This window comes from Paraburkholderia sp. MM5384-R2, assembly GCF_014201025.1.
Classification (GTDB): Bacteria; Pseudomonadota; Gammaproteobacteria; order Burkholderiales; family Burkholderiaceae; genus Paraburkholderia; species Paraburkholderia tuberum.
Genome location: NZ_JACHDI010000003.1, coordinates 149,584 through 176,018, shown reverse-complemented (window position 1 = coordinate 176,018; position 26,435 = coordinate 149,584). Strand labels below are relative to the sequence as shown.

24 protein-coding genes, 1 other RNA gene and 1 riboswitch are annotated in these 26,435 nt (G+C 67.4%); of the genes, 14 read left to right on the top strand and 11 right to left on the bottom strand.

Features of this window, described 5'->3' with window-relative positions:
* Positions 1-85: 85 nt before the first annotated feature.
* Both HDG37_RS06950 and HDG37_RS06945 read right to left on the bottom strand, forming a co-directional pair.
* Positions 86-4,420 carry a translocation/assembly module TamB domain-containing protein gene (locus tag HDG37_RS06950; RefSeq protein ID WP_184045585.1) on the bottom strand — a complete coding sequence of 1,445 codons (4,335 nt, stop codon included), beginning with the start codon at positions 4,418-4,420 and terminating at the stop codon, positions 86-88.
* Positions 4,421-4,465: 45 nt separating this feature from the next.
* On the bottom strand, positions 4,466-6,319 hold the full coding sequence (locus HDG37_RS06945; protein WP_184045583.1) for an autotransporter assembly complex family protein: 1,854 nt from the start codon (positions 6,317-6,319) through the stop codon (positions 4,466-4,468).
* Between the two features lie 267 nt (positions 6,320-6,586).
* On the opposite strand from HDG37_RS06945, the gene HDG37_RS06940 reads away from it, so the two are divergent.
* The 4 genes from HDG37_RS06940 to panD all read left to right on the top strand — a co-directional run bounded on the left by HDG37_RS06940 (position 6,587) and on the right by panD (position 9,268).
* Positions 6,587-6,772: a DUF3460 family protein gene (locus tag HDG37_RS06940; RefSeq protein WP_184007962.1), complete on the top strand. Its 186-nt coding sequence runs from the start codon at positions 6,587-6,589 to the stop codon at positions 6,770-6,772.
* Between the two features lie 20 nt (positions 6,773-6,792).
* A complete protein-coding gene (locus HDG37_RS06935; protein ID WP_221311919.1) occupies positions 6,793-7,704 on the top strand; it encodes a ScpA family protein in 912 nt (303 codons plus the stop codon).
* Between the two features lie 283 nt (positions 7,705-7,987).
* Positions 7,988-8,821 (top strand): pantoate--beta-alanine ligase, encoded by an 834-nt coding sequence (gene panC, locus HDG37_RS06930; protein WP_184045581.1) that lies wholly within the window; start codon positions 7,988-7,990, stop codon positions 8,819-8,821.
* 60 nt (positions 8,822-8,881) lie between these two features.
* The gene (gene panD, locus HDG37_RS06925; protein WP_184045579.1) at positions 8,882-9,268 is read left to right on the top strand and encodes an aspartate 1-decarboxylase; all 387 of its coding nucleotides are present in this window, start codon (positions 8,882-8,884) and stop codon (positions 9,266-9,268) included.
* Positions 9,269-9,313: 45 nt separating this feature from the next.
* On the opposite strand, the gene HDG37_RS06920 is transcribed toward panD, so the two are convergent.
* Positions 9,314-9,952, bottom strand: a complete 639-nt coding sequence (locus HDG37_RS06920; RefSeq protein ID WP_184045577.1) for a ParA family protein — start codon at positions 9,950-9,952, stop codon at positions 9,314-9,316.
* Positions 9,953-10,195: 243 nt separating this feature from the next.
* Here HDG37_RS06920 and HDG37_RS06915 point away from each other — a divergent pair, with 243 nt between their 5' ends.
* A complete protein-coding gene (locus HDG37_RS06915; protein ID WP_184045575.1) occupies positions 10,196-10,615 on the top strand; it encodes a PaaI family thioesterase in 420 nt (139 codons plus the stop codon).
* 57 nt (positions 10,616-10,672) lie between these two features.
* On the opposite strand, the gene HDG37_RS06910 is transcribed toward HDG37_RS06915, so the two are convergent.
* Complete coding sequence (locus tag HDG37_RS06910; RefSeq protein WP_184045573.1) at positions 10,673-12,199, bottom strand: cobyric acid synthase; 1,527 nt, start codon at positions 12,197-12,199, stop codon at positions 10,673-10,675.
* 89 nt (positions 12,200-12,288) lie between these two features.
* On the opposite strand from HDG37_RS06910, the gene cobU reads away from it, so the two are divergent.
* Genes cobU through HDG37_RS06890 form a run of 4 tightly spaced genes read left to right on the top strand, consistent with a single transcriptional unit; the run spans position 12,289 to position 15,899 of the window.
* Entirely contained in the window at positions 12,289-12,843 is a 555-nt protein-coding gene (gene cobU / locus HDG37_RS06905; protein WP_184045571.1) for a bifunctional adenosylcobinamide kinase/adenosylcobinamide-phosphate guanylyltransferase, read from the top strand.
* A complete protein-coding gene (gene cbiB, locus HDG37_RS06900) occupies positions 12,843-13,784 on the top strand; it encodes an adenosylcobinamide-phosphate synthase CbiB (protein WP_184045569.1) in 942 nt (313 codons plus the stop codon). The genes cobU and cbiB overlap by 1 nt, the downstream gene beginning before the upstream one ends.
* 33 nt (positions 13,785-13,817) lie before the next feature.
* Positions 13,818-14,894, top strand: coding sequence for a threonine-phosphate decarboxylase CobD (cobD, locus tag HDG37_RS06895; RefSeq protein WP_184045567.1), 1,077 nt, complete (start codon positions 13,818-13,820; stop codon positions 14,892-14,894).
* 54 nt (positions 14,895-14,948) lie between these two features.
* Positions 14,949-15,899 carry a cobalamin-binding protein gene (locus HDG37_RS06890; protein ID WP_184045565.1) on the top strand — a complete coding sequence of 317 codons (951 nt, stop codon included), beginning with the start codon at positions 14,949-14,951 and terminating at the stop codon, positions 15,897-15,899.
* 62 nt (positions 15,900-15,961) lie between these two features.
* Here the strand turns inward: HDG37_RS06890 and cobC are convergent, their stop codons facing one another.
* From cobC to HDG37_RS06860, 6 genes are all read right to left on the bottom strand, one after another.
* Complete coding sequence (gene cobC / locus HDG37_RS06885) at positions 15,962-16,552, bottom strand: alpha-ribazole phosphatase (RefSeq protein WP_184045563.1); 591 nt, start codon at positions 16,550-16,552, stop codon at positions 15,962-15,964.
* Positions 16,537-17,313 (bottom strand): adenosylcobinamide-GDP ribazoletransferase, encoded by a 777-nt coding sequence (locus tag HDG37_RS06880; RefSeq protein WP_184045561.1) that lies wholly within the window; start codon positions 17,311-17,313, stop codon positions 16,537-16,539. The genes cobC and HDG37_RS06880 overlap by 16 nt, the downstream gene beginning before the upstream one ends.
* Before the next feature lie 73 nt (positions 17,314-17,386).
* Complete coding sequence (gene cobT / locus HDG37_RS06875) at positions 17,387-18,448, bottom strand: nicotinate-nucleotide--dimethylbenzimidazole phosphoribosyltransferase (protein WP_184045559.1); 1,062 nt, start codon at positions 18,446-18,448, stop codon at positions 17,387-17,389.
* A 33-nt stretch (positions 18,449-18,481) separates the two neighbouring features.
* Positions 18,482-19,291, bottom strand: coding sequence for an ABC transporter ATP-binding protein (locus tag HDG37_RS06870; RefSeq protein ID WP_409259975.1), 810 nt, complete (start codon positions 19,289-19,291; stop codon positions 18,482-18,484).
* Between the two features lie 29 nt (positions 19,292-19,320).
* Entirely contained in the window at positions 19,321-20,385 is a 1,065-nt protein-coding gene (locus HDG37_RS06865) for an iron ABC transporter permease (RefSeq protein ID WP_184045557.1), read from the bottom strand.
* A 39-nt stretch (positions 20,386-20,424) separates the two neighbouring features.
* On the bottom strand, positions 20,425-22,371 hold the full coding sequence (locus HDG37_RS06860) for a TonB-dependent receptor domain-containing protein (RefSeq protein WP_184045555.1): 1,947 nt from the start codon (positions 22,369-22,371) through the stop codon (positions 20,425-20,427).
* Positions 22,372-22,461: 90 nt separating this feature from the next.
* A riboswitch (cobalamin riboswitch) is annotated at positions 22,462-22,726 on the bottom strand.
* A gap of 219 nt (positions 22,727-22,945) precedes the next feature.
* Here HDG37_RS06860 and HDG37_RS06855 point away from each other — a divergent pair.
* From HDG37_RS06855 to HDG37_RS06835, 5 genes are all read left to right on the top strand, one after another.
* Complete coding sequence (locus tag HDG37_RS06855) at positions 22,946-23,305, top strand: ATPase (protein WP_090803421.1); 360 nt, start codon at positions 22,946-22,948, stop codon at positions 23,303-23,305.
* Positions 23,302-23,616 (top strand): cell division protein ZapA, encoded by a 315-nt coding sequence (locus HDG37_RS06850; RefSeq protein ID WP_018419691.1) that lies wholly within the window; start codon positions 23,302-23,304, stop codon positions 23,614-23,616. The genes HDG37_RS06855 and HDG37_RS06850 overlap by 4 nt, the downstream gene beginning before the upstream one ends.
* A 66-nt stretch (positions 23,617-23,682) precedes the next feature.
* A non-coding RNA gene (gene ssrS / locus HDG37_RS06845) (6S RNA) lies at positions 23,683-23,864 on the top strand.
* 141 nt (positions 23,865-24,005) lie between these two features.
* Positions 24,006-24,464: an EVE domain-containing protein gene (locus HDG37_RS06840; protein ID WP_184045553.1), complete on the top strand. Its 459-nt coding sequence runs from the start codon at positions 24,006-24,008 to the stop codon at positions 24,462-24,464.
* A 244-nt stretch (positions 24,465-24,708) separates the two neighbouring features.
* The gene (locus HDG37_RS06835; RefSeq protein ID WP_184045551.1) at positions 24,709-25,434 is read left to right on the top strand and encodes an SIMPL domain-containing protein; all 726 of its coding nucleotides are present in this window, start codon (positions 24,709-24,711) and stop codon (positions 25,432-25,434) included.
* A 94-nt stretch (positions 25,435-25,528) separates the two neighbouring features.
* On the opposite strand, the gene lgt is transcribed toward HDG37_RS06835, so the two are convergent.
* The gene (gene lgt / locus HDG37_RS06830) at positions 25,529-26,434 is read right to left on the bottom strand and encodes a prolipoprotein diacylglyceryl transferase (protein WP_184045549.1); all 906 of its coding nucleotides are present in this window, start codon (positions 26,432-26,434) and stop codon (positions 25,529-25,531) included.
* Between the last annotated feature and the right edge of the window lies 1 nt (position 26,435).

Below are 26,435 nucleotides of genomic sequence, written 5' to 3'. Positions count from 1 at the left end.
TTGGGCGCCCCGCCCCACCTCGCCGCAGGCAGGTATGACGAAAACGGCACGCTTCCAGGCGTGCCGTTTTTTTATGTTGCCCGCGTCACCACGAGATCCGGTCGAAGCGCCGCGTGTACAGCACGTCGGCGCCATAGAACGTGCCGCCATACACGACCAGCGACCAGTATCGCGTCAGATTGATCGTCGCCTTGATCGCATTGCTCGCCGACTGCAACCCCTGCTCGTAGCCGATCACGAGCCGCTCGTTGATCGCCTTCGACACCATCACGACTTGCGGATCGGTCAGGCCGACGTCGCTGCGGCCGATCGAAAACTCGTCGAGCCCGACGGTCTGCGCGATCCGCTGACCCGTCGCGCTGCCGAGCAGCGCGAGCGCGGTCGTCATCGTGCTCTGCTGGCCGAGGTTATTGCCCTGGTCGGTGCCGTGGCCGAACAGCAGCCACGACAGTTTTTCGTTGTCCGGCACGCTTGGCTCCGACACGAGCCGCGCGACCGGCGCCTGCAGCGTGCCCGTCACCTGTACGCCGGCCTCGACCTGCTGGTTGCGGCGCATCGCGAGAATGTTGATGCCCGGATTCGTGACTGGCCCGTTGAACGTGAAGAAGCCGTTCTCGATCGCGAGCTTGCGGCCGAATTCGGTGTAGGTCGAGCCCGGCGTGACGCGCACGTTGCCGACCGCGCGCAGCGGCGTATTCGGCGCGCTCGTCGCGGTGATCGTGCCGGCGAGGCCGAGATCGGCGCCCTTCCCACGGAAGCGGAAGTCCTTGCCGAGGCCGATCTCGATGTTCGCGCGTGGCGCGAACGGGCTCGCCGGCGGCTGGCCGCCTTCGCTCGGACGCGGCCGGCCGCCCGAGCGCGTGCCGTCCGGGCGGATGATCACGACGTCGTCGCCGAGGCTCGGCGCGGCCTGCTCGGGCAGATCGAACCGCGCGCTGTCGACCACGAACTTGCCGTCGATCACAGGGCCGCGCTCCACGCCGCCGTTCGAGACGTTCGCACTGCCCGACAGCGACAGATGGCGGTCCGGCGACGCGAACACATCGAGCTTGTCCGCGACGATGCTCGCGGTCATGTCGGGCTCCGAGCTGTCGAGACGCACGCGGCCGGTCGCGCGCAGCGTGCCGCTCGCGCCGTGGAACTCGACCTGCTGGAAGTCCACCATGTTCTGCGACAGCGCGATGCGCACGACCCCGTCCTTCAGTTGCACGCCCTGGCTCACGACCGTCGCGGACAGACCGTCGCCGGTCAGCGAGCCGCTCACGTTCGGTTTCGCGACCGTGCCGCCGAGCGCGAGCTTCAGCGCGAGATGGCCGTCGAGCAGATAGCTGGGGCCGAGCAGGCCGCCCGTCGTGCGCAGCGACGGCACGTTCGCGTTCACGTTGCCCGACAGCGCGCTTTGCGGATCGACGCTCAACATGCCGTCGCGCAGCACGAGCGGCGTGTGCGCGTCGGCATCGATCACGCCGACGCGGCTCGCCTGCGCATGCACGGTCGCGTTGAGCCGGTTGCCGCCGGTGAATTCGGCGCGCGCGCGGATGTCGCCAATGCCCATCGACGAGAGCCCGCGGCCGATCTCGACCGTCACGTCGCCGCTGCGCCGGCGCAGCTCGATGTGGCCGCTCGCCGTCGCGCCGAGCGAGAAGTCCCAGTCGCCGTCGAACACGAGGTCGGTGCGCACGGCGGGCGGCTCGCCGGTGATCTGGCGACGCAGCTCCTGCAAGTGCGCGAGCGACAGATCGGTCAGGCTGCCGGCCGACTGGATGCGGCCGTGATCGAACGCGAATGACTTCAGGGTCAGCACCGAGCCTTCGATCGTCAGGCGCGTCGCGCCGAGCGTGAGGTGCCCCGGCCCGGCGCTGAGCGCGAGCGGCGATTCGAGATTGAGCGCCGGCGTGCCGCGATTCTGCAGACGCGTGACGGTGCCGTCCCAGCGCGAGCCGTCGCGCGTGTCGGTCAGCTTGCCGTTGGCGGCGAGCGTCAGATCGAGCGGTCGGCCCTGCAGCTTGCCGGTCGCGGCGGCTTCGAGCGTGTGGTTCGCGCGTGTGCCGGACAGGCGGGCGGTCAGCGTGGCGAGGTCGACGCCGCCCGCGTTGACATTGCGCGCGTCGGTCGTGAACGCGAGGGCGCCGTTCGCGCCGTCGCGCAACTCGGCATGGCCTTCCGCATGGCCGATGCGGTTGCTCGCGAACACGACGCTGTCGGCCTTGTAATTCAGCGTGACGTTCGGATGCGCGAACGAGCCGGTAACGTCGCCGTCCGCGGCGACCGCGCCCGCGAGGCCGAAGCCGAGCCGATCGAGCTGCGGCGCGTCGATGCCGAAGCGCAGCCGGTCGCCGGCCGCGCCGAAGCTGCCTTGCAGATTCACCCGGTTGCCCGCCACCGAAAGATTCGCGTGGCTCGGCAGGATTCGCGAGCCGGCCAGCTGGATCATGCCGCCGCCCGTGAGCGGCAGGTCGTTGTAGACGCTCGGACCGAGCGTGAATTCGGCGCGCGTCGTGAAGACCGGTGCGAGCACACCTGCTGCCGTGACCGTGGCGTTCACGCGCGCCTCGATCCTCCGCGCTGGCGGACCTGCATGCGCGGCTGCGCGTGGCGCAGGGCCCGCGCGATGCGCGGGCGCTGGCGTCCCGCGCTCGAGCACTTCGGTCTGCGCCGCGGCTTGCGCGGTGTTCTTCGCGATGGCGGCGGCCTGATCGCCGGGCGCCGCGCTCTTCGCGCCGGCGGTGCTGCCCACGAGCGCCGCGGCTTGCGCTTGCCGCTCGCGTTGCGCGCCGCTCGCGGCGGACGCGCCGGATGTCGTGACAGGCGTGCGGGCGGGCATCTGCGAGGTCAGCGACAGCGGATCGAAATCGGTCAGTTGCGCCTTCAGGTTGTAGGTCGAGTTGTCATCGTGCTTCAGCGCGCCCGATAGATCGATGCGGCCACGGCCCGACGTGACGCGCACGTCGTTGAAGCTGATGCGTGCGGGGTCGAACGTAATCTTCCCCTGGGCGCGCAGCGCGGCGGCGGGGTCGGCGAGATCGAGCGTCAGGGTCTGGATGTCGTCGTTCAGGCGGATGCCGATCGGGCCGGACAGCTGAGTCGGCCGCACGGTCGCCTGCAGCGCGTTCAGGTCGAGCCGCGCGACGCTCAGATCGAGCCGGCCGTGCCGGCCGCTCAGCGCGCCGCCGCCGGTGAGCGTCGCGTTGCGCACGAGCCGCACGTTCAGGTTCGAGATGCTCTGCGTGTGGGCGTCGAGGCGCACGTCGGCGTTCGCATCGATCAGCGGCAGCAGTTTCTGGTCGATTGCGCCGGGTTTCGCGTTGACGATCGAGACATGGCCGGCGACGGCGAAACCCGCCGCCGGTTTGGCCGGCGCGTGGTGGTCGCCGAAGATGTGGTGCGGATGGCTGGCGGCCGACGGTTTCGCCGCGCCGGCTGTGCCAGGGGCGGTCGCCGCGCCCTGCTCGACCGGCTGCAGCTCCGCGCGCACCGCCAGATCGGCCAGCGGCGCACCCGGCGCGAAAGCCTGCGGATTCACATGATCGAAGCTCAGCGTCGCGCGCTGCAACGGCACCGCGGCGAACGGCGCCGCTTCGACCCGCGCGTGGCCGGCGAGCTTCATGCCGCTCGCATCGAGCTCGGCGACGAGCTGCTCGAGCGTGCCGCTCAGGTGGCCGGCCACCTGCACCGCTTCATCGTTGATCTTGCCCGCATAACCGACTTCGCCGGTGAGCGGAAACGGCCGCACGCCATCGAGTTTCGCCGCTGCCGTCAGCGCCCCGAACGGCGTATCGAGCCGATCGATCGCGGCCTCGTGATGACGCCCGTCGCTGCGCCCATGAAACGCGAAGCTGGACAGCTCCGTCGTCGACGCGCCCTGGTGCAGCAGCAGCCGCTCGACCTGCACGTCGCGGATCTCCAGCTGCATCGGTAGCTGCAGATCCTGCGGCAAGCTCAGCGGCTCGCCGGTGCTCGACGACGACGGGCCGACGCGCGCCTCGATCGTGCCGACGTGCAGGTAGTCGATCGTGAACCGCCACGGCTCGCGCGCGAGCGCCCAGCTGCCCGCGACGCGGTCGATCTCGATGTCGGTGCCGCTGCCGTCGAGGCTGCGCCAGCGCACGTCGCGCAGTTGCACGCCGCGCGCGAGCGTGCCGCCGTCGAGCGTGCCGGCGAGCCGGCCGCCGAGCAGCTTCACAGCCGCGTGCCACGCGTACGCGGTGCCGCGCTCGGTCGTCAGCGCCCCGTACAGCAGACCGACCGCGAGTGCGGCGAGCAGTACCAGCATGACCACCGTGCCCGCGACCGACTTCAGCAGCAGCCGGCCCCAGCGCCGCTTCGGCGGCGTGTCGGGCGGCTGCTGCCCATCCGGCGGTGCTGGCGGCATGGCGCCGGGCGGCTGCGCGGGGGGCGGGGCGATGACGTCGGTGGTCATGCGTGAATACGGTGGCAAATAAGGTAGTGGGTTGTCGTCAAAACGTCAGAACGCGATGCCGAGCGTGATATACGGCCGCACCCGGTTATCGCGGATCCCGTAAGCGACATCGAGATTGACCGGGCCGACCGGGCTGCGCCAGCGCGCGCCGACGCCGGCGCCCGGATAGAAAACTTTTTCGCCCCAGGTGTCGGTCGCGGTGCCGATGTCGAAGAACACGGCCGCGCCCCAGTTGTGCGAGAACCAGTGCTGGTATTCGGCCGCGCCCGTCACCAGGTACTTGGTCGGCAGGATCGAGCCGGCGACGTTGTTACCGATGCTCTGGAAGCCGTAGCCGCGCACCGAGTTCGAGCCGCCCGCGCGGAACAGCAGCGACGCCGGAATGCCCCTCGAGCTGCCGCTCGTGAATACGCCGCCGAGCTCGGCGCGGATCAGCACGATGTCGTCGACGCCGATCGGGAAATACTGCTGACCGCGCGCGTAGCCGCGGATGAACGACTGGTCGGCGAGCAGACCTTTCACCGCGAAGCCCGCCTCGACGTGGATCAGGTTGCCGCGGCGCGGGAACAGCGGGTCGTCGGTGTCGCGCCGCGTCCACGACCACCCCGGCACCAGCGCGTGCGCCCGGCTCGGCGGCGCCGCGTTCTGGTCGAGCTGATCGTCGTAGAACAGCAGCGAATAGCTGTAGTCGAGGAACTGCGACGTGCGCGAGCGCTGCACGCCGCCGCGGATGCTGTAGATGCGCGTGTCGGAGACGTCGGTGGTCGTGTACGACGCGAGCACGCTATTGGTCCATCCGTGCTGGCCCGGCGGCATCGACAGCTGGATCTGCCCGTATTGCTGCGTCTTGTCGGCGCGGCCCTCGACGGTGAACGGCCACGCCGCGCCGAACGTGTTCAGATACGTGTAGCCGCCCTGCACGAGCGGGCCGTTGTCGGTCGAATAGCCGACGCCGCCGCGGAAGCTGTGATACGGAAACTCCGACACCTTCACGTGCACCGGCGTGTCGAGCGGCTTGGCGGGGTCGTTGTCGAGGTCGATCGCGACGCTCGCGAAGTACGGCGTGTTCTGCAGTTGCCGCTGCAGTTCGGCGACGGTGCGCGTGTCGTAGATGTCGCCCGGCGAGATCGGATTGACGTTGTGGACGATGCGCTCCGGATAGCGCTTCGTGCCCTGCACGTCGAGTTGGCCCATCGTGAAGGTCGGCCCGCTGTCGTAGATCACCGACAGCTTCGCCGTGTGCGTGCGCGGATCGATCAGCGCCTCCGAGTGGTAGATCTTCGCGGCGAGGTAGCGGCGCGATTGCAGCTCGTGCAGCGACGCGTTCTTCGCGTCGTCCCAGGCGCCCTGCGAGAACGGCTGGCCCTCGTGCAGCGAGAACGCGAAGCGCGTCGCGTTTTCGCGCGATGGGTCCTCGGTCAGCACCGCGCCGCGAAACGACAGATCGACCGACGTGACTTTGGTCTGCGGGCCCGGCTCCACGCGCACGGTGACCTGCCGCAGGTTGTCGACGGTGCGCACGTCGGTGCTGACGAGCGGCGAGAAATAGCCCTGCGTCGCGGCGAGATCGCGCACCTGCTGTGGCGTCGCGGTGATCAGGAACGAGAACTGGTCGTCGGTGACGTCGGGCCGTTTCGCGAAACGCGAGATATCGAGGTGCTGTTCGAGCAGCCGGCGCAGCGCGCGCGGCTCGGCGACCACCTCGACCTTGTAGCTCGGTGCCTTGCTCGCCGCGTGAGCCTTGCCCGCGGCGAGCAGCAACATCAGGAGGCCGAGGCCGATGGCGAGCGACACACGCAGCCAGCACCGCGCGAGCGCCTCGCGCTCACGCGCGCGCCCGCGCGCCTGGCCGGTCTCGCCGCGCAACGCACGCGGCATGTCGATCGTACCTCCCGCCAAACAGGACCTCCGGCCTCAATGAGTGAATTCTCGCGCCCCGGCCGCGCATGCGATCGAGGCATGCTATTTGACCACAACGCGACCCCGATCGGCCTGTCTCGTACCCCTGGCGGAGCTCCGCGCTTCATCTCAAAAATGGGCGGCCCACGGCGATTTTCGACCGCCCGCGACGCATGCGGTAAAATCGCGGACGACGGCGCCCTCCCCGCGGCACCGCGCAGCGGCCAGCCCGAGAGCCGCCACCCTACCCACCACGGACGTCGAGCCATGTATCAATCGGACATCACCCAGTTCCTGAACCAGCTCAAGCAACAGAAGCCCAATCTGGAGGCCGAGCAACGCAAAGGCCGCGCACTGCTGTGGGACAAACAGCCGATCGATCTGGAAGAGCGCGCCGAGCAGAAAACTTCGCGCGTGCAGCAGACGCCTTACTCGTACTACCAGAACTTCTAAGCTTCCCAGTCACGCCGACGATGAGTCACGCTGACGAGGTGCATGGTCCGCTTCACGGCCCGATACACGGCCCGGTTCACGGCCCAGCGCCGGCACCGTCCGACACCGCGCTTTCCACACCCGCCACCGATTCGACGCCCGACACGGTCGACGGCGTCGCGTTCGCGCGTCTGTACGGCGAGCCGCTGTTCAAGCTGCCGAACGACCTGTACATCCCTCCGGACGCGCTCGAGGTATTCCTCGAGACCTTCGAGGGGCCGCTCGACCTGCTGCTGTACCTGATCCGCAAGCAGAACTTCAACGTGCTCGACATCCCGATGGCGGATGTCACCGTGCAATATCTCGGCTACGTCGAGCAACTGCGCAAGACCAATCTCGAACTCGCGTCCGAGTATCTGCTGATGGCCGCGATGCTGATCGAAATCAAGTCGCGCATGCTGCTGCCGGTCAAGAAGGCCGACACCGGCGAGGAAGCCGAAGACCCGCGCGCCGAACTGGTGCGCCGCCTGCTCGAATACGAACAGATGAAGCTCGCCGCGCAACGCATCGACCAGTTGCCGCAGCTTGGGCGCGATTTCCTGCGCGCCGAGGTCTACATCGAGCAGAGTGTCGCCCCGCGCTTCCCGGACGTGAACAGCGACGACCTGCGCGCCGCGTGGGCCGACGTGATCAAGCGCGCGAAGCTGGTCCAGCATCACAAGATTTCGCGCGAGGAGTTGTCGGTGCGCGAGCACATGAGCCTGATCCTGCGTCAGTTGCAGAATGCGCGCTTCATCGAGTTTTCCGATCTGTTCGACACGAGCCGCGGCGTGCCGGTCGTCATCGTGAATTTCATCGCCGTGCTCGAACTGTGCCGTGAATCGCTCGTCGAAATCACCCAGGCGGAGCCGTTCGCGCCGATTTACGTGCGGCTGGCGTATCTACCGGCCTGAGCGCTGAATGACCGCCGCTTGACGGCCGGACCGCGGCCGGACCGAGGAAATCTCGCTACGAACACCGTCGCAGCAAAGCCTGGCGGGCCTCAGCGGGGAGTGCGCGGCAAGCGCGCCGCGCGCCGCTCGGAAATGCCGCCGCGTTTCGGTGCGTCCGCTGCCCAAATCCACTACAATCCGCGCTCCGAACCGGTCATTTGCCGGTGAGGCGATGAGCCGCGCGATTCCGCCAGGTGTCGCGCCAACCGGATCGCGCGCCGCGCGAGCCTATCCCTGTCCGATCATGAAAGTCATCAGCTCGATCCATGAATTGCGCGACCAGTTGCGCGGCCAGAATCGCACGGCCTTCGTGCCGACGATGGGCAACCTGCACGAGGGCCATCTGTCGCTGATGCGCCTGGCGCGCCAGCACGGCGACCCGGTCGTGGCGAGCATCTTCGTCAACCGCCTGCAGTTCGGCCCGAACGAGGATTTCGACAAATATCCGCGCACGCTCGAAGCCGACATCGAGAAGCTGCAAAAGGAAGGTGTCTACGTGCTGTTCGCGCCGACCGAAAGGGACATGTATCCGGAGCCGCAGGAATACCGCGTGCATCCGCCGCACGATCTCGGCGAGATCCTCGAGGGCGAATTCCGCCCCGGCTTCTTCCACGGTGTGTGCACGGTCGTGATGAAGCTGATGTCGTGCGTGCAGCCGCGCGTCGCGGTGTTCGGCAAGAAGGATTACCAGCAGCTGATGATCGTGCGCCAGATGTGCCACCAGTTCGCGCTGCCCACCGACATCGTCGCCGCCGAAACCGTGCGCGACACCGACGGCCTCGCGCTCAGCTCGCGCAACCGGTTCCTTTCGGCCGCCGAACGCGCCGAGGCGCCGATGCTGGCCGCCGAACTCAATCGGGTGCGCGACGCGGTGCTCGCGGGCGAGCGCGACTTCGCGAAACTCGAAGAGTCGGCCAAAGCGACGCTCGCGGCGCGCGGCTGGAATCCCGATTACATCGCGATCCGCAAGCGCTCGAACCTGATCGCGCCCGGCGCGCAGGACGCCAGCGCACCGCTCGTGTTGCTGGCCGCCGCGAAGCTCGGCGCGACCCGGCTCATCGACAACCTCGAAATCTGACGCCGCAACCGCCCGCGCGAACACAGTTACACTGCGCAGTCACACAGGATTGGATTGATCATGCAACGCAATATGCTGAAGTCGAAGATTCACCGCGTCGCGGTCACGCACTGCGAGCTCCACTACGAGGGCTCGTGCGCGATCGACGAAGATCTGCTCGAAGCGGCGAACATCGTCGAAAACGAGCGTATCGACATCTGGAACATCAACAACGGCGAGCGCTTCTCGACCTACGCGATCAAGGGCGAGCGCGGCAGCGGCATGATTTCGCTGAACGGCTCGGCCGCGCGTCGCGCGCAGCTCGGCGATCTGGTCATCATCGCGGCGTTCGCGGTGGTCGACGAGGCGGAGTTGAAGGCGGGCTGGAAGCCGGACCTCGTGTTCGTCGATGAAAACAACAGGATCAAGGGCAGCCGCGACCACGTGCCCACGCAGGCCTGGAGCTGAGCGAAGCTCAGCTTGACGCTTGACTGATGGCGGGCAGCCCCCGCCTCAGCCCTTCTTCCCCGCGCCGTTCGTCCACTCGACGATCGGCTGCCACTGCTCCAGATCCTTCTCCACACGGCTTTTCGCGACGTCCCACAGCGTCAGGCCGTGCGCCGCGAGCTGCACGTAGTTCTGCGTGTCGCGCAGAAAACCGAGCACCGGCAGCTTCAATCCCTCGACGAAGCGATGCAGCTGCTCGGCCGAGCGCGTGCGCGCATCGACGCGCATGCCGACCACGCCGACCTCGATCGCGCCCCTCCTGACCGCCTTTTCCTTCGCCAGCCGCTCGAGAAATTCCTGGGTCGCGAGAATATCGAACAGCGACGGCTGCAACGGCACGATCACCTTGTCGGCGAGATCGAGCGCGATGTTCAGGCGATTGCCGTGCAGGCCGGCCGGCGTGTCGACGACCGCGTGCTCGAGGCCTTTCGGCGGCTTGGCCGGCGTGTCGGGATTGACCTCCCAGGTTTCGATGTTCGGCAGCGTGGCGGGCCGTAATTCGAGCCACGCATGCGCGGAGTGCTGCTTGTCGAGGTCGGCCAGCGCGACCCATTCGCCCGCCGCGGCGAAATAGCCGGCCAGATTGGTCGATATTGTGCTCTTGCCCACGCCGCCCTTCGGATTCGCCACCACGATCACCGACATGAAATCTCCCGGAAAGAAGGCTGGACACCGCCAGCCGGTTTGCCGCGCTATTGCTCCGTCCCCGCCGATCCGCTGTGACCGGCGCCGGCGGGCTCCACGATCGCTGCCGTTCGAAGTTCGGTTTCCAGAGACGCCCGCCGGTCCAGGCGTTGATAATATCGACAAATTCAGCGTGGCCGAAGCCCCCGCATCGCGAATCGGCCGCTCCAACCCGTCGTTTTTTTCGACAAGGACCTGAATCTCATGAGCAAACTGCGCCCGGAATACACCGTCGAACGCCTGCTGGAGCGCCAGAAGGGCACGCTGCCGGACCTGCTGGGCCTGCGCGTGCTGACCGTGGACCAGGGGACGCTGGTCGCCGAACTGACCGTGCGCGAGGCGCTGCTCGCGCCGAACGGCTTCCTGCACGCGGCCACGGTGATCGGCCTCGCCGACACCGCGTGCGGCTACGCGTGCATCGCGCATCTGCCCGAAAACTCGCGCAGCTTCACGACGATCGAGCTGAAGAGCAACTTCCTCGGCACCGCGACGCAGGGCACGATCCGCGCGGTCGCCAAGGGTGTGCACCTTGGGCGCAGCACGCAGGTCTGGGACGCGACGGTCACCGGTCCGGATGATAAGACCATCGCGCTGTTTCGTTGCACGCAGATGGTGTTGTACTGAGCGAACCGCCCGCGCAGCAATCGCGTTCAAGCCGATAAAGAAGACCGGCGCAAAGCGTCACCCCAGCGCCGCGAACAGCCTGCGCATATCGACGTGCTCGGCCAGCGTATCGGCCAGCCGCTCCAGCGACGCCTCGCGCAACGCCGGATAGTCGAGCGCTTCGGCATCGCTCAAACCCGCCCATGCGAGCAGCGCCGCGCACGCGGCCGGCGTGTCGAACAGGCCATGCACGTAGGTCGTGAGAATCTGGCCATCGGCGGACATCGCGCCATCGGGACGGCCGAAGTCCGCGCCGCCCTCGCGCGCGCCCGCGTGGTCGAGTCGCAGCGCCGGCGTGTCCAATGCCGGCCCGCGCGTCTCGCCCATATGAATCTCGTAGCCGGCGACGTCCGGCGTGCCGGGCAGCGCCAGGCGCCCGGTCACATTCTTCAGCGTCTTGTCGCGCGTGAGCACCGTCGCATAGTCGAGCCAGCCGAAGCCCGCGAAGGTGCCCGGCGCGCCCTCGACGCCATGCGGATCGGCGATCTCGCGACCCAGCATCTGCATGCCGCCGCAGATGCCGATCACACGGCCGCCGTAGCGCAGATGCCGCGCGAACACGTCGTCCCAGCCCTGTGCGCGCAGAAACGCGAGGTCGTCCGGCACGTTCTTCGAGCCCGGCAGGATGATCAGATCGGCGGCCGGCGGCGGCGGACCCGCGCGCGCATAGTGAAAATCGACCTGCGGATGCGCGCGCAACGCGTCGAAGTCGGTGTGATTGCTGATGTGCGGCAGCACCGGCACGACCACGCGCAGCAGACGGCGCGAATCAACGCACGCCGCCGCGCGCAGCTCGGGCGGCAGCATGTCCTCGGCGTCGAGCGTCAGGCCATGCAGATACGGCACGACACCGAGCACCGGCTTGCCGGTCTTCGCTTCCAGCCAGTCGAGCCCGGGCTTCAGCAGACCGATGTCGCCGCGAAAGCGGTTGATGATGAAGCCGCGCACGCGCGCCTGCTCGCTGTCGGACAGACACGCGAGCGTGCCGGTCAGGTGCGCGAACACGCCACCGCGATCGATGTCGGCGACCAGCACGACCGGGCAGTCGACCGCCTCCGCGAACCCCATGTTCGCGATGTCGCGCTCGCGCAGATTGATCTCGGCCGGACTGCCCGCGCCTTCGACGAAAATCGTGTCGTACGACGCGCGCAGCCGCGCATACGACTCCAGCACCGCCTCGAACGCGACCGGCTTGTAGTCGTGATACGCGCGCGCGTCGAGATTGATGCGCGCCTTGCCGTGGATGATCACCTGCGCGCCGCGATCGCTGGTCGGCTTCAGCAGCACCGGGTTCAGATCGGTGTGCGCGTCGATGCCCGCGGCGAGCGCCTGCAATGCCTGCGCGCGGCCGATCTCGCCGCCATCGACGGTCACCGCGCTGTTCAACGCCATGTTCTGCGGCTTGAACGGCGCGACCCGCGCACCCGCGCGCCGCGCGAGGCGGCACAGTCCCGCAACCAGCGTGCTCTTGCCCGCGTCGGACGTGGTGCCCTGGATCATCAGCGTGCCGCGCGGCACGGGCAGGGTGTCGGGAGAAATGGGCATTCGGGTCACGGCGGTGCAGGTGGAAGATGGACAGTGGCGTTGCAATGCAATCGAGCGGCATTATCCCATCGCGCCGGTACAATCATAGGATGACTCCCCGCGACCTCACCTTCGTCCTCGGCGGCGCCCGCTCGGGCAAGAGCGCGCATGCCGAGCGGCTCGCCAGCGACAGCGCCCTCCCCGTCACCTACATCGCCACCGCCCGCGTCACCGACGACGCCGAATTCAAGGCGCGCATTGCGCATCATCGCGAGCGGCGGCCCGCGCATTGGGGGCTCGTCGAAGCGGACGACGACCTCGCCGGCGCGCTCGCGCAACACGACGCGCCGGGCCAGTGTCTGCTGATCGACTGCCTGACGCTGTGGCTCGCAAACCTGCTATGTCCCGCCGACGGCGCCGCGCCGCCGCTGTCGCACTACTACGAGCAGGCCGCCGCGTTCGAAGCGGCGCTCGCCGGCGCGCGCGGCAAGATCATCGTCGTCAGCAACGAGATCGGCCTCGGCGTCGTGCCGCTCGGCGAAGCCACGCGTCTTTACGTCGACGAACTCGGCCGCCTCAATCAGCGCATCACCGCGTTGAGCAGCGCGGCCACGCTGATGGTCGCGGGACTGCCGCTCGCGCTGAAAAGCGCGAGCCGCGCGTGATGCCGCCGCTGACCATGCCGCTGGTCGCGACGCTCGCGGTCGCGGGCGTCGCCATCGACCGCTGGTTCGGCGAGCCGAGCCGCCGGCATCCGCTCGTCGGCTTCGGTAACTGGGCCGCGCGCATCGAGGCGCGCTTCAATCACGACCGGCGTCTGCGGCTCAAGGGCCTGCTCGCATGGGCGCTCGCGGTTCTGCCGCCGGTGTTGATCGCATGGTGGCTCGTCGCCGTGCTGCCGTTGTTCGCGGCCTGCGCGCTGCATGTGGCGCTGCTGTGGTTCGCGCTCGGCGCGCGCAGCCTGCGCGATCACATCGCGCCGATCGCGCGGGCGCTCGGCCAACGCGATCTGGCCACGGCACGTGAGTTGACCGCACGGATCGTCTCGCGCGACACCGCGCAGTCGGACGAGGCCGCGCTCGCGCGCGCCGCGGTCGAATCGGCGCTCGAAAACGGCAACGACGCGATCTTCGGCGCGCTGTTCTGGTTCGCGCTCGCGGGCGGGCCTGGCGCGCTCGGCTTTCGCCTCGTCAATACGCTCGACGCGATGTGGGGTTATCGCACGCCGCGCTATCTGCGCTTCGGCTGGGCCGCCGCGCGCATCGACGACGTGCTGAACTGGATTCCCGCGCGCCTGACTGCCACGAGCTACGCGCTGCTCGGCGACACGCTGACCGCCTGGCGCTGCTGGCGCGAGCAGGCGCCGCGCTGGGACAGCCCGAACGCGGGCCCGGTGATGGCCGCCGGCGCCGGCAGCCTGAACGTGCTGATCGGCGGGCCGGCCGTGTATCAGGGCACGCTCGAGCATCGGCCGACGCTGGGCTTCGGGCGTCCCGCCGAGGCGCGTCACGTGGGCGCCGCGTTGATGCTGGTCGAACGCACGGTGATTCTCTGGCTGGCCGTGCTGATCGTGCTGGCGTTGTTGAGCGTGCCGTTTCATGGCTGAGCGGAACGACGCGCGTAGCGATGGGATGAGCGCATGACCGACTGGACGCAACCGCGCGAGCACGCCGCAAGCGGCCCGATCGCGCACGGCGGCAACCTGCACGAAGCGGCGGCGCGCTACGGCATTGCGTACGCGCAGTGGCTCGATCTGTCGACCGGCATCAATCCGCACGGCTATCCGGTGCCGCCGCTGCCCGCCGACGCGTGGCGCCGTTTGCCCGACGAAGGCGACGGCTTCGCCGAGCGGGCCGCGCGCTACTACGGCGCGCCCGATGCCGCGCACGTGCTGCCCGTCGCCGGCAGCCAGGCGGCGATTCGCGCGCTGCCCGCGTTGCTGTCGCCCGCGACGGTCGGCATCGCGCCGCTGACCTACGGCGAGTACGCGCCCGCGTTCGCGCGCGCCGGACACGCGGTCGCGCCGCTCGACGTGCATCGCGACACGCTGCCCGCCGCGCTCACGCACGTCGCGATCGTCAACCCCGACAATCCGACCGCCACGCATATCGATGCCGCCAGGCTGCTGTACTGGCACGCGCAGTTGCGCGAACGCGGCGGCACGCTGCTCGTCGACGAAGCGTTCGCCGATACGCTGCCGGCCGCGCGGGTCGCGTCGCTGACGGCGCATACGCACCGGGACGGGCTCGTCGTGTTGCGCTCGCCCGGCAAGTTCTTCGGGCTCGCGGGTGTGCGCGCCGGCTTCGTGCTGGGCGCGCCCGCATTGCTCGCCGCGTTGCGCGACAGGCTGGGGGCGTGGACCGTCAGCGGTCCCGCGCGTCATGCGGTGAGCGCCGCGTTCGACGATGCCGCGTGGCAAACGCGCATGCGTGAGCGGCTCATCGGCGACAGCGCGCGGCTTGCCGGGCTGTTGCATGCGCACGGTTTCGCGACACGCGGCACGCCGCTTTTCGCATGGACCGACGATGCGCGCGCCGCCGCGTTGCATGAAGCGCTCGCGCGGCGCGGCGTGTGGACGCGTCTTTTTCCGGCATCGCTTCGGGTGCCATCGGCCAGCGTGCGCTTCGGGCTGCCGGGCGACGAAGCCGAATGGACCCGCTTCGAGCAACAGTTGCAACAGGCGGTTGACTCGATCGATACCGCGCGCTCGAGTTAGCGCAGTGACCTTCGCACCCAAGCCGCTCAACGCTTCGTGATCCGCCCTCGTCCGATGATCCGCTTAGCACGTTCCATCCGCTTTGCCCCGCCCGCGCACCGCTTCATCGATTGGTTCGGCGCCGCAGCGCTCGCGCTGAGCGCACTGAGCGCGCACGCCGCGATCACCGTCACCGACGACAGCGGCGCGACCGTCACGCTCGCCGCGCCCGCGCAGCGCGTGATCAGCCTCGCCCCGCACGTGACCGAATTGCTGTACGCCGCGGGCGGCGGCCCGAAGATGGTCGGCGCCGTATCGTACAGCGACTATCCGCCCGAAGCGAAGCAACTCCCGCGCGTCGGCGACAACAAGGCGCTCGACCTCGAACGCATCGTCGCGCTGAAACCGGACCTGATCGTCGTGTGGCGGCACGGCAACGCGCAGCGCCAGCTCGAACGCTTGCGCGAGCTACACGTGCCGCTCTTTTTCAGCGAGCCGCGCCGTCTCGACGATATCGCCGTGTCGCTGACCAGACTCGGCCGGCTGCTCGGCACATCGGCGAGCGCGGATGCGGCGGCGGCCGCCTTCCGCGACGACATCGCCCGTCTGCGCGCGCGGTATGCGAACCGCCCGGCCGTCAGCGTCTTTTATCAGGTATGGGACCGGCCGCTGATGACGCTCAACGGCGAGCACATGATCAGCGACGTGATCAAGCTATGCGGCGGCCGCAATGTGTTCGCGGACCTGCAGCCGCTCGTGCCGACCGTGTCGATCGAAGCGGTGCTCGCGGCGAATCCGCAGGCGATCGTCACCGCCGCGCCCGGCGCGACGCGGCCCGACACGATGCTGCCGCAACTCGACACATGGCGCGCATGGCCGGGCCTCGCGGCCGTCGCGAACAACAACCTGTTTGCGATCGACGGCGATCTGATCAATCGCCCCGCGCCGCGCATCGCGCAAGGCGCGCGGCAACTGTGCGAGGACCTCGAACTGGCGCGCTCGCGCAGCAAGCAGCCCACGCCATGACGGCGCCGCGTGTGGCCGCGTGTGGCGAGAAAAAAGATCGGTTTTCCGGATGACCGCGCGGGTCACGCATTCCATCGCACGAGCGACCATTGCAGCGTCTCGTCGTTACGTCGCAACCAGACGATCCCCGTCATATCTAGCGACCACTGCAGGCAATGCGCGAGCGGCACCTCCAGCACCCACGACGCGATCGCGCGCATCACGCCCGCGTGCGTGACCACGTATGCGGGCGACAGCTCGCGCGTCAGCGCGAACGCATCGAACCACGCTCGCACACGCGCGACGAATTGCGCGACGCTCTCGCCGCCATGCGCGCGCGCATGTTCGAAATTGGCAGCCCAGTCGTCGAGCAGCGCGCGATCGATCGTATCCCAGCGCTGCGCTTCCCACGCGCCGAAATCCATTTCCTTCAAGCGCTCGTCGTGGCTGACCACGCAGCCGAAGTCGTTCGCGATCTCGGTCGCTAGCGCGGCGCAGCGCGTAAGCGGACTCGTGATCAGCACCCGCGGCGCCGGCACCTGCAAGCTCGCGAGCTTCACCGCCAACGCATTGGACGCGACCTCGGCGCTTTCCGCCAACGCGACATCGCTATGGCCGTAACAAACCCCCGCCTCGAGCGCGACAGCGGGATGTCGAATCAGGACGATATCCATGCAAGCCCCACCAGGTAGATGCTCAATTCGAAGATCTGCTGCGCGAAGCCGAGGCAGTCGCCGGTATAGCCGCCGATGCGTCTGACGAAATAACGGCCCATCGCGAAGCGCAGCGCGAACAGCACAGCACACGTGAGCGCGGCGAAACGCCAGTCGGGCATGCCGGGGCCGTTCGGCCACAGCAGCCACGGCAGCCCGAACAGCGCGGCGCACAACAGCGCCGGCCCGCTCAAACGCTGCGCGACCGGCTTGGCTTTGCCGGCCGCGCGCGCATAGTCGAGCGTGGCCAGGTAACTGATCGCGCACGCGCGGCTCGCGCCATGCGCCGCAAGCATCAGGCTTGCGGCACGCAGCGGTGGCAATGCCGCGAGCGTTTGCCACTTGATCGCGAGAGCGATCACGAGCGCGATGGCACCGAAAGCACCGATGCGCGAGTCGTGCATGATGCGCAATGCATCGTCGCGGGTATAGGCGCCACCGAACGCATCGATGCAATCGGCGAGACCGTCCTCGTGAAATGCGCCCGTGACCACGAGCGACGCGGCCATCGACAGCAGCACCGCGACACTCGCCGGAAACACGCGCAGCGCGGCCAGATAGACGAGCGCGCTGAAGCCGCCGACCAACACGCCGACGAGCGGAAAATAGCGCGCCGCAGCGTTCAGATAATGCGGCTCGAAACCGACCCAGCGCGGCACGGGCACGCGCGTGAAATAACCGAGCGCCGTGAAGAAATAGCGCAGTTCCGCGAGCGGGTTCATGAACGTGGCGAGTGCAGGTTCACGGCGCTGCGGGCCGAGCTTCGCGTTATCGCGAAGCGCGTGCTCGCGCGCTTCACGGTTCGCGATCGGCGACGCCCGCCGAATCGAAGCTGGCCATCTCGTTGACGAAGGCCACCGCCGCGCGCAGCAACGGCACCGCGAGCGCGGCGCCCGTGCCTTCGCCGAGCCGCATGTCGAGCGACAGCAGCGGCTGCGCGCCGAAATGATCGAGCATGCGCCGATGCCCGGCCTCGTTCGACGCATGCGCGAACACGCAGTACTCGCGCACGTCGGGCGAGAACGCATCGGCGACCAGCAGCGCGGACGTCGCGATGAAGCCATCGACGAGGATGGTCATGCGCGCCTCGGCGGCCGCCAGATACGCACCCGCCATCATCGCGATTTCGAAGCCGCCGAAGGTCGCGAGCACGTCGAGCGGCCCGCGTGCATCCGCATGGCGCGCGAGCGCCGCCGCGAGCACGTTGCGCTTGTTCGCGAGTCCGGCATTGTCGAGACCCGTGCCGCGGCCGACGCAGTCGTCGATCGGCACACCGCACAGGCGGCTCATCAGACACGCGGCCGCCGAGGTGTTCGCGATGCCCATCTCGCCGAAGCCGATCACGTTCGTGCCGAGCGCCGCGTGATGACGCACGCGCGCGGCGCCCGCCTGCATCGCGGCGAGCGCTTCGGCGTGCGTCATCGCGGCTTCGTGTGCGAAGTTGCGCGTGCCGGGCCCGACCGGAATGTCGACGAGTCGGTCCGTGGACGGCAGCGGCGTCGCGATGCCCGCGTTGACCACTTCGAGTTCGAGACCCGCGACGCGACTGAGCGCGTTGATCGCCGCGCCGCCCGCGATGAAGTTCGCGACCATCTGCGCGCTCACCGCTTGCGGATAGGGGCTCACGCCTTCGGCGGCGATGCCGTGGTCGCCCGCGAAAACGATCATCGCGGGACGCTGCACGGTGGGACGCGTACTACGCTGGATCAGGCCCATCTGGCGCGCGAGCGTTTCGAGCCGGCCGAGGCTGCCGGGCGGTTTGGTGCGCGTATCGATGATCCGCTGCAGTTCGGCGCGCAGCGTCTGATCGAGCGGCGCGACTTCGGGCAAACCGGCTGGGTGTGGGATGCGAGTCATAGGTGTGATCGAAACAAGGGATAGGAATAAATATCAGCCTGACTGTGCGTCATGGCCTGCAGGCGATTCGTGACGCGCGCGCGGCGCAGGTATCAGCGCCTCGTGCTCGCCGTCGCGAATCAGAATCAGCGGATAGCCGAACGCGCGGCTCGTCAACGCGGGCGTCAGCACGTCGCGCACTGGGCCCGCATACGCGCCGCCCGTGCCGTCGAGCAGCAACGCGTGCGTCGCGAAGCGGCGCGCGAGGTTCAGGTCGTGGCACGAGAACAGCACACTGCGGCGCGGTTCGCGCGTCCATGCGACGAGCGCTTCGAGACAGTCGACCTGATGATGCAGGTCGAGATGCGACAACGGTTCGTCGAGCAGCAACAGCGGCGCGTCCTGGCACAGCACCGCCGCGAGGGCAACGCGCTGACGCTCGCCGCCCGATAGCGACAGCACGTCGCGCGCCGCAAAGTCCGCAAGGCCGAGCCGTTCGAGCGCCGCCCGCGCGGCCGCGCGATCCTCGTCGCGCTCCCAGCCCCAGCCGCCCAGATGCGGGAAGCGGTTCAGCAGCACGATGTCGAGCACGCTTGCGTTGAACGCATCGGCCGCGCTTTGCGGCATCAGCGCGCGGCGCCGTGCGAGCGGCAGCGGCTGCCAGTCGGCCACGCGCACGCCATCGAGTTCGACATAGCCCGCCGCCGGATGCAACAGCCCCGCCAGCGTCGCTAGCAAGGTGGTCTTGCCCGCGCCGTTCGGCCCGGCGATGCACCAGATTTCGCCTGCATGGAACGTGTGCGTGAACGCGTCGAGCAAGGTGCGCGCGCCGGCGCGCAACGTCAGGCGCTGCGTGCTCAGCATCGAACAGGTGGGGCTGGGTTTGGCTCGTATCATCGGCGGCGTTTGAGCAGCATCCACAGGAACACCGGTACGCCGACCAGCGACGTGATCACGCCGACCGGCAATTGCGCGGGCGCGATCACGGTACGCGCGATCAGATCCGCGCCCATCACCGCGACACCGCCGCCGAGCGCGGCCGCCGGCAGCAGCATGCGCTGATCGTTGCCGAACGCGAGCCGCAGCATGTGCGGCACGACGAGACCGACGAAGCCGATCGTGCCCGCGGTCGTCACCGCCGCGGCCGCCGCCAGCGACGCGACCAGGTACACCCGCAAACGCAGCGGCATCACGGCGACGCCCAACGCCTGCGCGGCCGCGTCGCCGCGCAGCAACACGTTCAGACGCGGCGCGGCCGGCACGATCGCAAGCAACACGAGCGCGAGCGCCATCAGCGCGGTCCACGGCAGCGCGCCGCCGTTGAGGTCGCCGGTGAGCCAGAACAGCATGCCGCGCAAACGGCTGTCAGGCGCGAGATTGAGCAGCAGCGTGATCAGCGCGCCCCACCCGGCCGCGATCACCGCGCCGGTCAATAGCAAACGGGGCGACGTGTCCTGCGGCTCGCCGCGCCATAGCTCGCGACGCGCGAGGCCGAGCACCAGCAGGATCGACACGAACGCACCCGCGAACGCGCTCGCATCGACGAGCCACCATGCGCCGCCCGCGATCATCGCGACGAGCGCGAACGTCGCCGCGCCGCCCGACACGCCGAGCACGTATGGCTCGGCCAGCGGATTGCGCAGCAGCACCTGCAGCAGCGCGCCGGCGAGCGCGAGCAACGCGCCGCACGCGAAGCCCGCGAGCGCGCGCGGCAAACGCAACGTACGCACGATTTCGCCGGCGAGATCGTCGCTGCCCGTGCCGCCGAACGTGTGCGTCGGCACGAGCGCCGCAAGCACGCGCGACGGCGCGAGCGGCACGCTGCCGAGCACCAGCGAGGCGCCGAGCACCGCCACGGCGGCGAGCGCGAGCCCGAGCCAGATCGCGGCCGCGCGTTTCGCGTTCATCGGGCGCGGCGTCGCCATTGCGGCGCGCAGCGAAGCGGACGCGCGACTCATCCGCGTGCGCTCACGCATGCGGCCACCCCGGCGCGCGCGTCACTGCTGCTGCCAGCCGAGCGTGAGATACGCACCGCGTCGCGGCGAGTTATACGAGTAGGCCGTTTCATAATCCTTGTTGAACAGATTGTCGATTTGCGCGCTGACGTACCACGCTTTGGTGACCTTGTAGCGCGCCGACAGATTCACGATGCCATAACCGCCGAGGTTGCCCGTGCTATCGGTGCGCGGCCCGCTGACGATCCACTCGCCGCCCACCCGCCAGCCACCGATGCTGCGATTCACCGCGAACGACCCGAACCGACGCGCGCGCCGCACGAGGTCGGTACCGTTGTCGAGATCGACCGGGTTCTGCAGCGTCACCGTCGCGCGCACGTCGGTCTTGCCGACATGACCGCTCCACGATCCCTCGAGTCCCTGCACCTTCGCACGGCCGACGTTCTCCGCGAGGTAGATGCCGGGGATCGTCTGCACGTAGTCGATCAGATTCGTATAGCGCGTCTGGAATGCGTTCAGACGCATCACGCCGAGCGCATCGGTCGCGTACTGCAAACCGGCTTCGACCGAATGACTGCGCTCGGGCTGGATCGACGGGTTGCCGCTGATCGGATAGTACAGATCGTCGAAGCTCGGCGCGCGGAACGCATCCGAATAGCTTGCGGTTACCTTCCAGCGCGACGTGATGTCGAATCCGTAGCCGAGATAGTAACTGTTCGCCCCACCGAAATCGGAGTACTGGTCGCGTCGCACGTTGGCCTGAATCTGGTTGCGGCCGAAGCGCGCGCTGTAGCCCGCGAAGACCGAATCGACGTGACGGTCGGGCGCGGCGAACGTGTCGGAGTCGAGCGTCTGGTCGAGATGCTCGTAGCCGAGTTGCAGCTTCTGGTTCGCGGCGAGCGCGAAATCGTTCTGCCACGTGTACTGGCGATTGTCGGTATCGAAGCGGCCGTTGTAGATGCCATTGGTGTTCGACACGCTGCGGTCGTCGCCCTCGGCGAGCGTGAAGTGGGTGGTCCACCGGTCGGTCAGCTTGCCGTTCGCGAATACCGACACCTGGCGCACCTTGCTATAGAGATTGTTCAGATCGGTGGGCTCGCCGTACGCATTGTCGTAGCTGTTGTCGTTGTTCGACTGGAAGTAGCTGACGCCCGCGTCCCACCTGTCGGTGAACTTGTGACGCAGCGACGCGCTGATGCTCTCGTTCAGATTGCCGTTTGCGTTCGGATTCGCGTTCGGCGCCTCGAGCGGATTGAGCGACGAAAAGCCGTCGTCCTTCGTGCGCGCGAGCGAAATATTGAAAGTCGTGCGGCCGTCCTGATCGAGCGCGCCGTTCACGCCGGCCGTTTGCGTCTGCGTGCGATAGCTGCCGTAGCCGACCGAAAAATTGAAACGCGGCGGATGATCGCCGCCGTCTTTCGTGAACACCTGCACGACGCCGCCGATCGCGCCCGAGCCATACAACGCCGACACGTTGCCGTTCACCACTTCGACGTGATCGACCTGATCGAGCGGAATTTGTGCGAGTTGAGCTGAGCCGAGGCTCACCGAATCGACGCGCACGCCGTCGATCAGCAGCAGCGATTGCGTCGACGATGCGCCGCGCAGAAAGAGGCTCGTGGTCGAACCGGGGCCACCCGTGCGCGAGATTTGCGCGCCTGGCGCGAGTTGCAGCAGGCCGGGCAGATCGGTCGCGGTCGTGTCGGCGATGTCCTGCTGATCGAACTGCGTAGTCTGCGGGATCGCATCGCGCAACGCTTGCGGTCCGCGTTGCGCGGTCACGACGATCGGCGACAGCACGTTGCCCGGCGCATCGGTGGAGGCGGCATTGGCAGCGATTGCAGCGTTTGCGGCGGTAGCATCCGTGGCGGACGATGAAGACGAATACGGCGTCGCAGACACGGACGCAGGCTCGGCGCTTTGCGCATGCACGACGAGCGGCAGGCTCGCGAACGCGAGCAGCGTTGCGCGGGCGATGGGGGACAGCATGGGATGACATTCCTGTGGATAGCGTGCGCGGCCTGCTTCCCCGCGGGCCGACGCGTCACGAGGCGCCCCCTTGTTTAGCGTGTTCGCGGGGGGACGTCCCTCTTTTCTGGCCGGTATCCGGGCTACGACACATCGATCCGCCTTCCCACGCGTGACGCGCAGTGGCACACTCGCACGTTGAACTTCCAACCTTGCGACCAGGACCGACCTGCATGAGCACATCACATGCGGTCGCTTACCGTTGCGGGGGCAGCGCAGGTTCGCGCATCCGGTTTTGGCACCGCGCGCGCCCTGCTTCCCGTTTAACTGCGCGCGCCGAAAAGCGCGCGCGGGCACCAGAGTGCGGGAAGTTTAGGAGCGACCTCGCGGGGCGTCAAGAAAGGTCGACCGGAGCGCAATCGGTTCTGTTGAATGCAGGTTATTGTCGGATTGATTGCCGGTTTTTATCTTATGGTCGACGACGCGACACCCAACGAACGTGCACGAAGCGATGCTGTTACGTCTCGAAACGAGACAATTGTCGGAACCTGTAATATTCCGCGCTAAAATGCGATGTCTTTAGAGGACGCAGCACATGCTCACCGAACTCGAATCACTCTCCCAGAACATCGGCAAGCTGATTGCGATCAGCCAGCGCCACAACGAAGCGCGGCTCGCGCTCGAAGAGCAGCTCGCGCAAACGCGTGCCGAAGTGCAAGCCACGCATGCGGAACTCGCGCAATTGCGCGAAGAGCGCGACGCACTGCAGGCGGAACGCGACGCGCTGTCCGCCAAGATCGACGACGCTCAGGTGCGCCTGAATGCGATTCTCGAAAAATTGCCGCGCGCACGCGCGAGCAGCGAACCGGATAACCAGCTCGATCTGCTCGAGTCCGCCCAGCCCGGACACGAGGAAGCGGAAAGCGACGTGAGCCGACACGGAGAAAGCGCATGACCACCAAGCAGATCGAAGTATCGATTCTCGAAGTACCCTATCGTCTCGCCTGTTCGCCGGAAACGGAAGGCGCGCTGCTCGAGGCGGTCGCGCGCGTCGACGCCGAGATGAAGAAAATCCGCAGCGGCAGCAACGTGCGCGGCACCGATCGCATCGCGGTGATGGCTGCGCTGTCGCTGGCATCGGAACTGCTTAAGCTGCAAAGCAGCGTGCGACACGGAGAAGCATTTCCTGCTGAAGAAATCCGGCGTACAATGCAGCAAATGAACGAACAGCTAGGTACTGTGATCGAGCAGTACAGCTTGCAGTAAGCAGTAGTGGGCCGGTTTCGAATCGGTCACGTGTTGAACGGTTTGGGTTGTAGCTTCATCGGTTTAGCTTCCCTGCCTGGTTCGCCAAGGTCATACATTCCTTGAACCAATGCCATGTGCACGGTTGCGGAAATTTGTAGCACGGGTGTGCGCGTCACTCAGTCTGATGTACCCGAAGTGTTGCTAACTGCGACCAATTCTGAACCCTCGGTTCAGGATGCCGGCCTAGCGGCTAAGGCGGGGACCTTATCTGGAACGGCATCGGACTTCGGTTCGATGCCGTTTTTCTTTGGTCGTCGTTTTTTCGTTTGAGCGCCTTTTTCAGGGGCTTTTCCGTACGCGCCTGCTGTTGTAGCGCTTCGTTCAATCTCACACGCTCACTCCGATTCATGCGCTACTGGCTGATGAAGTCCGAACCGGACGAAGCAAGCATCGACGACCTCGCCAACGCTCCTCATCGCACCTTGCCGTGGACCGGCGTACGCAACTATCAGGCGCGCAACTTCATGCGCGACGTGATGCAGGTCGGCGACGGCGTGCTCTTCTATCATTCGAGCTGTCCGGAGCCCGGCATCGCGGGCATCGCGGAGGTCTCGTCGACCGCGTATCCGGACCCTACGCAGTTCGATAAAAAGAGTCCGTACTACGACGCGAAATCGTCGCTGGAAACGCCGCGCTGGATGCTCGTCGACGTCGTGTTCAAGAAGAAAATCGGGCTGATTCCGCTTGCCGCGCTGCGCGAGCATGCCGAATTGCAGGACATGCGCGTGCTCGCCAAAGGCAACCGCCTGTCGATCACGCCGGTGACCGAAGCCGAATGGCGCTTCATCACTAAACAGCTGGTTTAAGGGCGAACGCGCGACGCGGCACCTGTCGTGATCGCATCCAGGTCATCGTTTCCGATGCGGCGGCGAAGCACTAATTGGGGAACCAAGCGTCGGTAAAACGCGCCTAATCGGTCGACGAAAGCGTGAGCTCGAACCGGCCGCTCGACGACAAGCCGATGCCTTCGCCAGCGCATCCGTCAAACCGCGCGCCACACCCGGCGCTCGCGTCGAACGTGCACAACCTGTTCAAACAAGGATTCCAGTCATGACGACAAAAACCGCACGGTCCCTCGCACTTGCGCTCGCCTTGGGCGCGCCTATGGCGCTCGCACTGAACCCTGCGCCCGCTCGAGCGCAAACCATGATGCCGCAGCCTTCGGGCGTGCTGTCGCTGAATGCGCAGGCGAGCGCGGAAGTCCCGCAGGACGAAGTCGAAATCACGCTGTTTTACGAGCAGGAAGCGAGCGAACCGTCGTCGCTGACGTCGACGCTGAACGAACGCGCCGACGCGGCATTGCAGAAAGCGCGCGGCGTCAGCGGCGTGACCGCGCGCTCGGGCGCGTTCTCGATCTTCCCGTCGACGGACCGCGACGGACGCATCACGACGTGGCGCGGCCGCACGGAAGTCGTGCTCGAATCGCGCGACTTTGCCGCGGCATCGAAGCTCGCCGGACAGATGGCATCGATCATGCAGGTTGGCAACGTGCGTTTCTCGCTGTCGCCGCAAGCGCAGCGCGCGGCCGAACAGCGGCTCAGCGGCGAGGCGATCAAATCGTTTCGCGAGCAGGCCGCGGCGTCCTCGCAGGCGTTCGGCTTTAGCGGTTATTCGATCCGCGAGGTCAACGTGAGTCACAGCGGCGTGATGCCGCGTCCGATGATGATGATGAGCGCACGCGCGATGGGCGCCGACGCGAAGAGCGCGCCGCTGTCGCTCGAAGGCGGCACGTCGACGGTGACGGTCAACGTGTCGGGGTCGGTGCAGATGAAGTGACGCGCAAGCGCAAGCCCAAACAGAAAACGCCACGGCATCCATCGATGCCGTGGCGTTTTTTCATGCAACGCTCGCTACGCTAGCCGAGCGCCGCTCAGTTCGCGCCAACCGCCTGCGCCTGCTCGCGACGCCCACGGCGATACGCCCACACCATCAGGCCGATGCCTGCGAGAATCATGGGCAGCGACAGCCATTGACCCATCGACAGCCCCATCGCGAGCAGGCCGAGGAAATCGTCCGGCTCGCGCGCGAATTCGACCGTGAAGCGCGCCAGGCCGTAGCCGATCAGGAACATCGCGGAAATCGCGCCGAGCGGCTTCGGTTTGCGCGAGAAAAAGATCAGCACGAAGAACAGCGCCACGCCTTCGAGCGCAATCTCGTACAGCTCCGACGGATGTCGCGGCAGCATGTGATATTGCGCGAACACTTCGTTCAGATGCCATTGCGCGGCCAGTTGCGGATGCGCGGCGAGCCATGTGGCGTCGTCAGGCGCGGCGCCGGGAAACAGCATCGCCCACGGCGCGGACGGCTCGGTCACGCGGCCCCACAGCTCGCCGTTGATGAAGTTGCCGAGGCGCCCCGCCGCGAGGCCCGTGGGCACCATCGGCGCGACGAAGTCGGTGACTTGCAGCCACGAGCGCTTGCGCTGATAAGCGAACAGCATCATCGCGAGCGTCACGCCGAGAAAGCCGCCGTGAAACGACATGCCGCCTTCCCAGACCTTGAAGATGTCGAGCGGATGCGCGAAATAAAAGCTCGCCTTGTAGAACAGCACATAGCCGAGCCGGCCGCCGAGGATCGTACCTAGCACGCCGTAGAACAGCATGTCGTCGATATCCTTCGCGGTCCAGCCTTGCGCGGCGACGTACGGCAGCCGCAGCCGCAGCCGGGCGACGACGATCGCCGCGACGAACGCGACGAGGTACATCAAGCCATACCAGCGCACGGCGAGCGGCCCCAGATGGATGGCGACAGGGTCGAAATTGGGGTGAATGAGCATC

Excerpts from the sequence above, each read along its gene's own strand:
- cobT (WP_184045559.1), bottom strand. The coding sequence starts at position 18,448 with ATGACTCGCATCCCACACCCAGCCGGTTTGCCCGAAGTCGCGCCGCTC.
- HDG37_RS06940 (WP_184007962.1), top strand. The coding sequence starts at position 6,587 with ATGTATCAATCGGACATCACCCAGTTCCTGAACCAGCTCAAGCAACAG.
- HDG37_RS06910 (WP_184045573.1), bottom strand. The coding sequence starts at position 12,199 with ATGCCCATTTCTCCCGACACCCTGCCCGTGCCGCGCGGCACGCTGATG.
- cobD (WP_184045567.1), top strand. The coding sequence starts at position 13,818 with ATGACCGACTGGACGCAACCGCGCGAGCACGCCGCAAGCGGCCCGATC.
- HDG37_RS06920 (WP_184045577.1), bottom strand. The coding sequence starts at position 9,952 with ATGTCGGTGATCGTGGTGGCGAATCCGAAGGGCGGCGTGGGCAAGAGC.
- panC (WP_184045581.1), top strand. The coding sequence starts at position 7,988 with ATGAAAGTCATCAGCTCGATCCATGAATTGCGCGACCAGTTGCGCGGC.
- HDG37_RS06840 (WP_184045553.1), top strand. The coding sequence starts at position 24,006 with ATGCGCTACTGGCTGATGAAGTCCGAACCGGACGAAGCAAGCATCGAC.
- HDG37_RS06890 (WP_184045565.1), top strand. The coding sequence starts at position 14,949 with ATGATCCGCTTAGCACGTTCCATCCGCTTTGCCCCGCCCGCGCACCGC.
- HDG37_RS06860 (WP_184045555.1), bottom strand. The coding sequence starts at position 22,371 with ATGCTGTCCCCCATCGCCCGCGCAACGCTGCTCGCGTTCGCGAGCCTG.
- HDG37_RS06850 (WP_018419691.1), top strand. The coding sequence starts at position 23,302 with ATGACCACCAAGCAGATCGAAGTATCGATTCTCGAAGTACCCTATCGT.
- HDG37_RS06870 (WP_409259975.1), bottom strand. The coding sequence starts at position 19,291 with ATGCTGAGCACGCAGCGCCTGACGTTGCGCGCCGGCGCGCGCACCTTG.
- HDG37_RS06865 (WP_184045557.1), bottom strand. The coding sequence starts at position 20,385 with ATGAGTCGCGCGTCCGCTTCGCTGCGCGCCGCAATGGCGACGCCGCGC.
- cobU (WP_184045571.1), top strand. The coding sequence starts at position 12,289 with ATGACTCCCCGCGACCTCACCTTCGTCCTCGGCGGCGCCCGCTCGGGC.
- HDG37_RS06935 (WP_221311919.1), top strand. The coding sequence starts at position 6,793 with ATGAGTCACGCTGACGAGGTGCATGGTCCGCTTCACGGCCCGATACAC.
- cbiB (WP_184045569.1), top strand. The coding sequence starts at position 12,843 with ATGCCGCCGCTGACCATGCCGCTGGTCGCGACGCTCGCGGTCGCGGGC.
- cobC (WP_184045563.1), bottom strand. The coding sequence starts at position 16,552 with ATGGATATCGTCCTGATTCGACATCCCGCTGTCGCGCTCGAGGCGGGG.
- HDG37_RS06950 (WP_184045585.1), bottom strand. The coding sequence starts at position 4,420 with ATGACCACCGACGTCATCGCCCCGCCCCCCGCGCAGCCGCCCGGCGCC.
- panD (WP_184045579.1), top strand. The coding sequence starts at position 8,882 with ATGCAACGCAATATGCTGAAGTCGAAGATTCACCGCGTCGCGGTCACG.
- HDG37_RS06915 (WP_184045575.1), top strand. The coding sequence starts at position 10,196 with ATGAGCAAACTGCGCCCGGAATACACCGTCGAACGCCTGCTGGAGCGC.
- lgt (WP_184045549.1), bottom strand. The coding sequence starts at position 26,434 with ATGCTCATTCACCCCAATTTCGACCCTGTCGCCATCCATCTGGGGCCG.
- HDG37_RS06835 (WP_184045551.1), top strand. The coding sequence starts at position 24,709 with ATGACGACAAAAACCGCACGGTCCCTCGCACTTGCGCTCGCCTTGGGC.
- HDG37_RS06880 (WP_184045561.1), bottom strand. The coding sequence starts at position 17,313 with ATGAACCCGCTCGCGGAACTGCGCTATTTCTTCACGGCGCTCGGTTAT.
- HDG37_RS06855 (WP_090803421.1), top strand. The coding sequence starts at position 22,946 with ATGCTCACCGAACTCGAATCACTCTCCCAGAACATCGGCAAGCTGATT.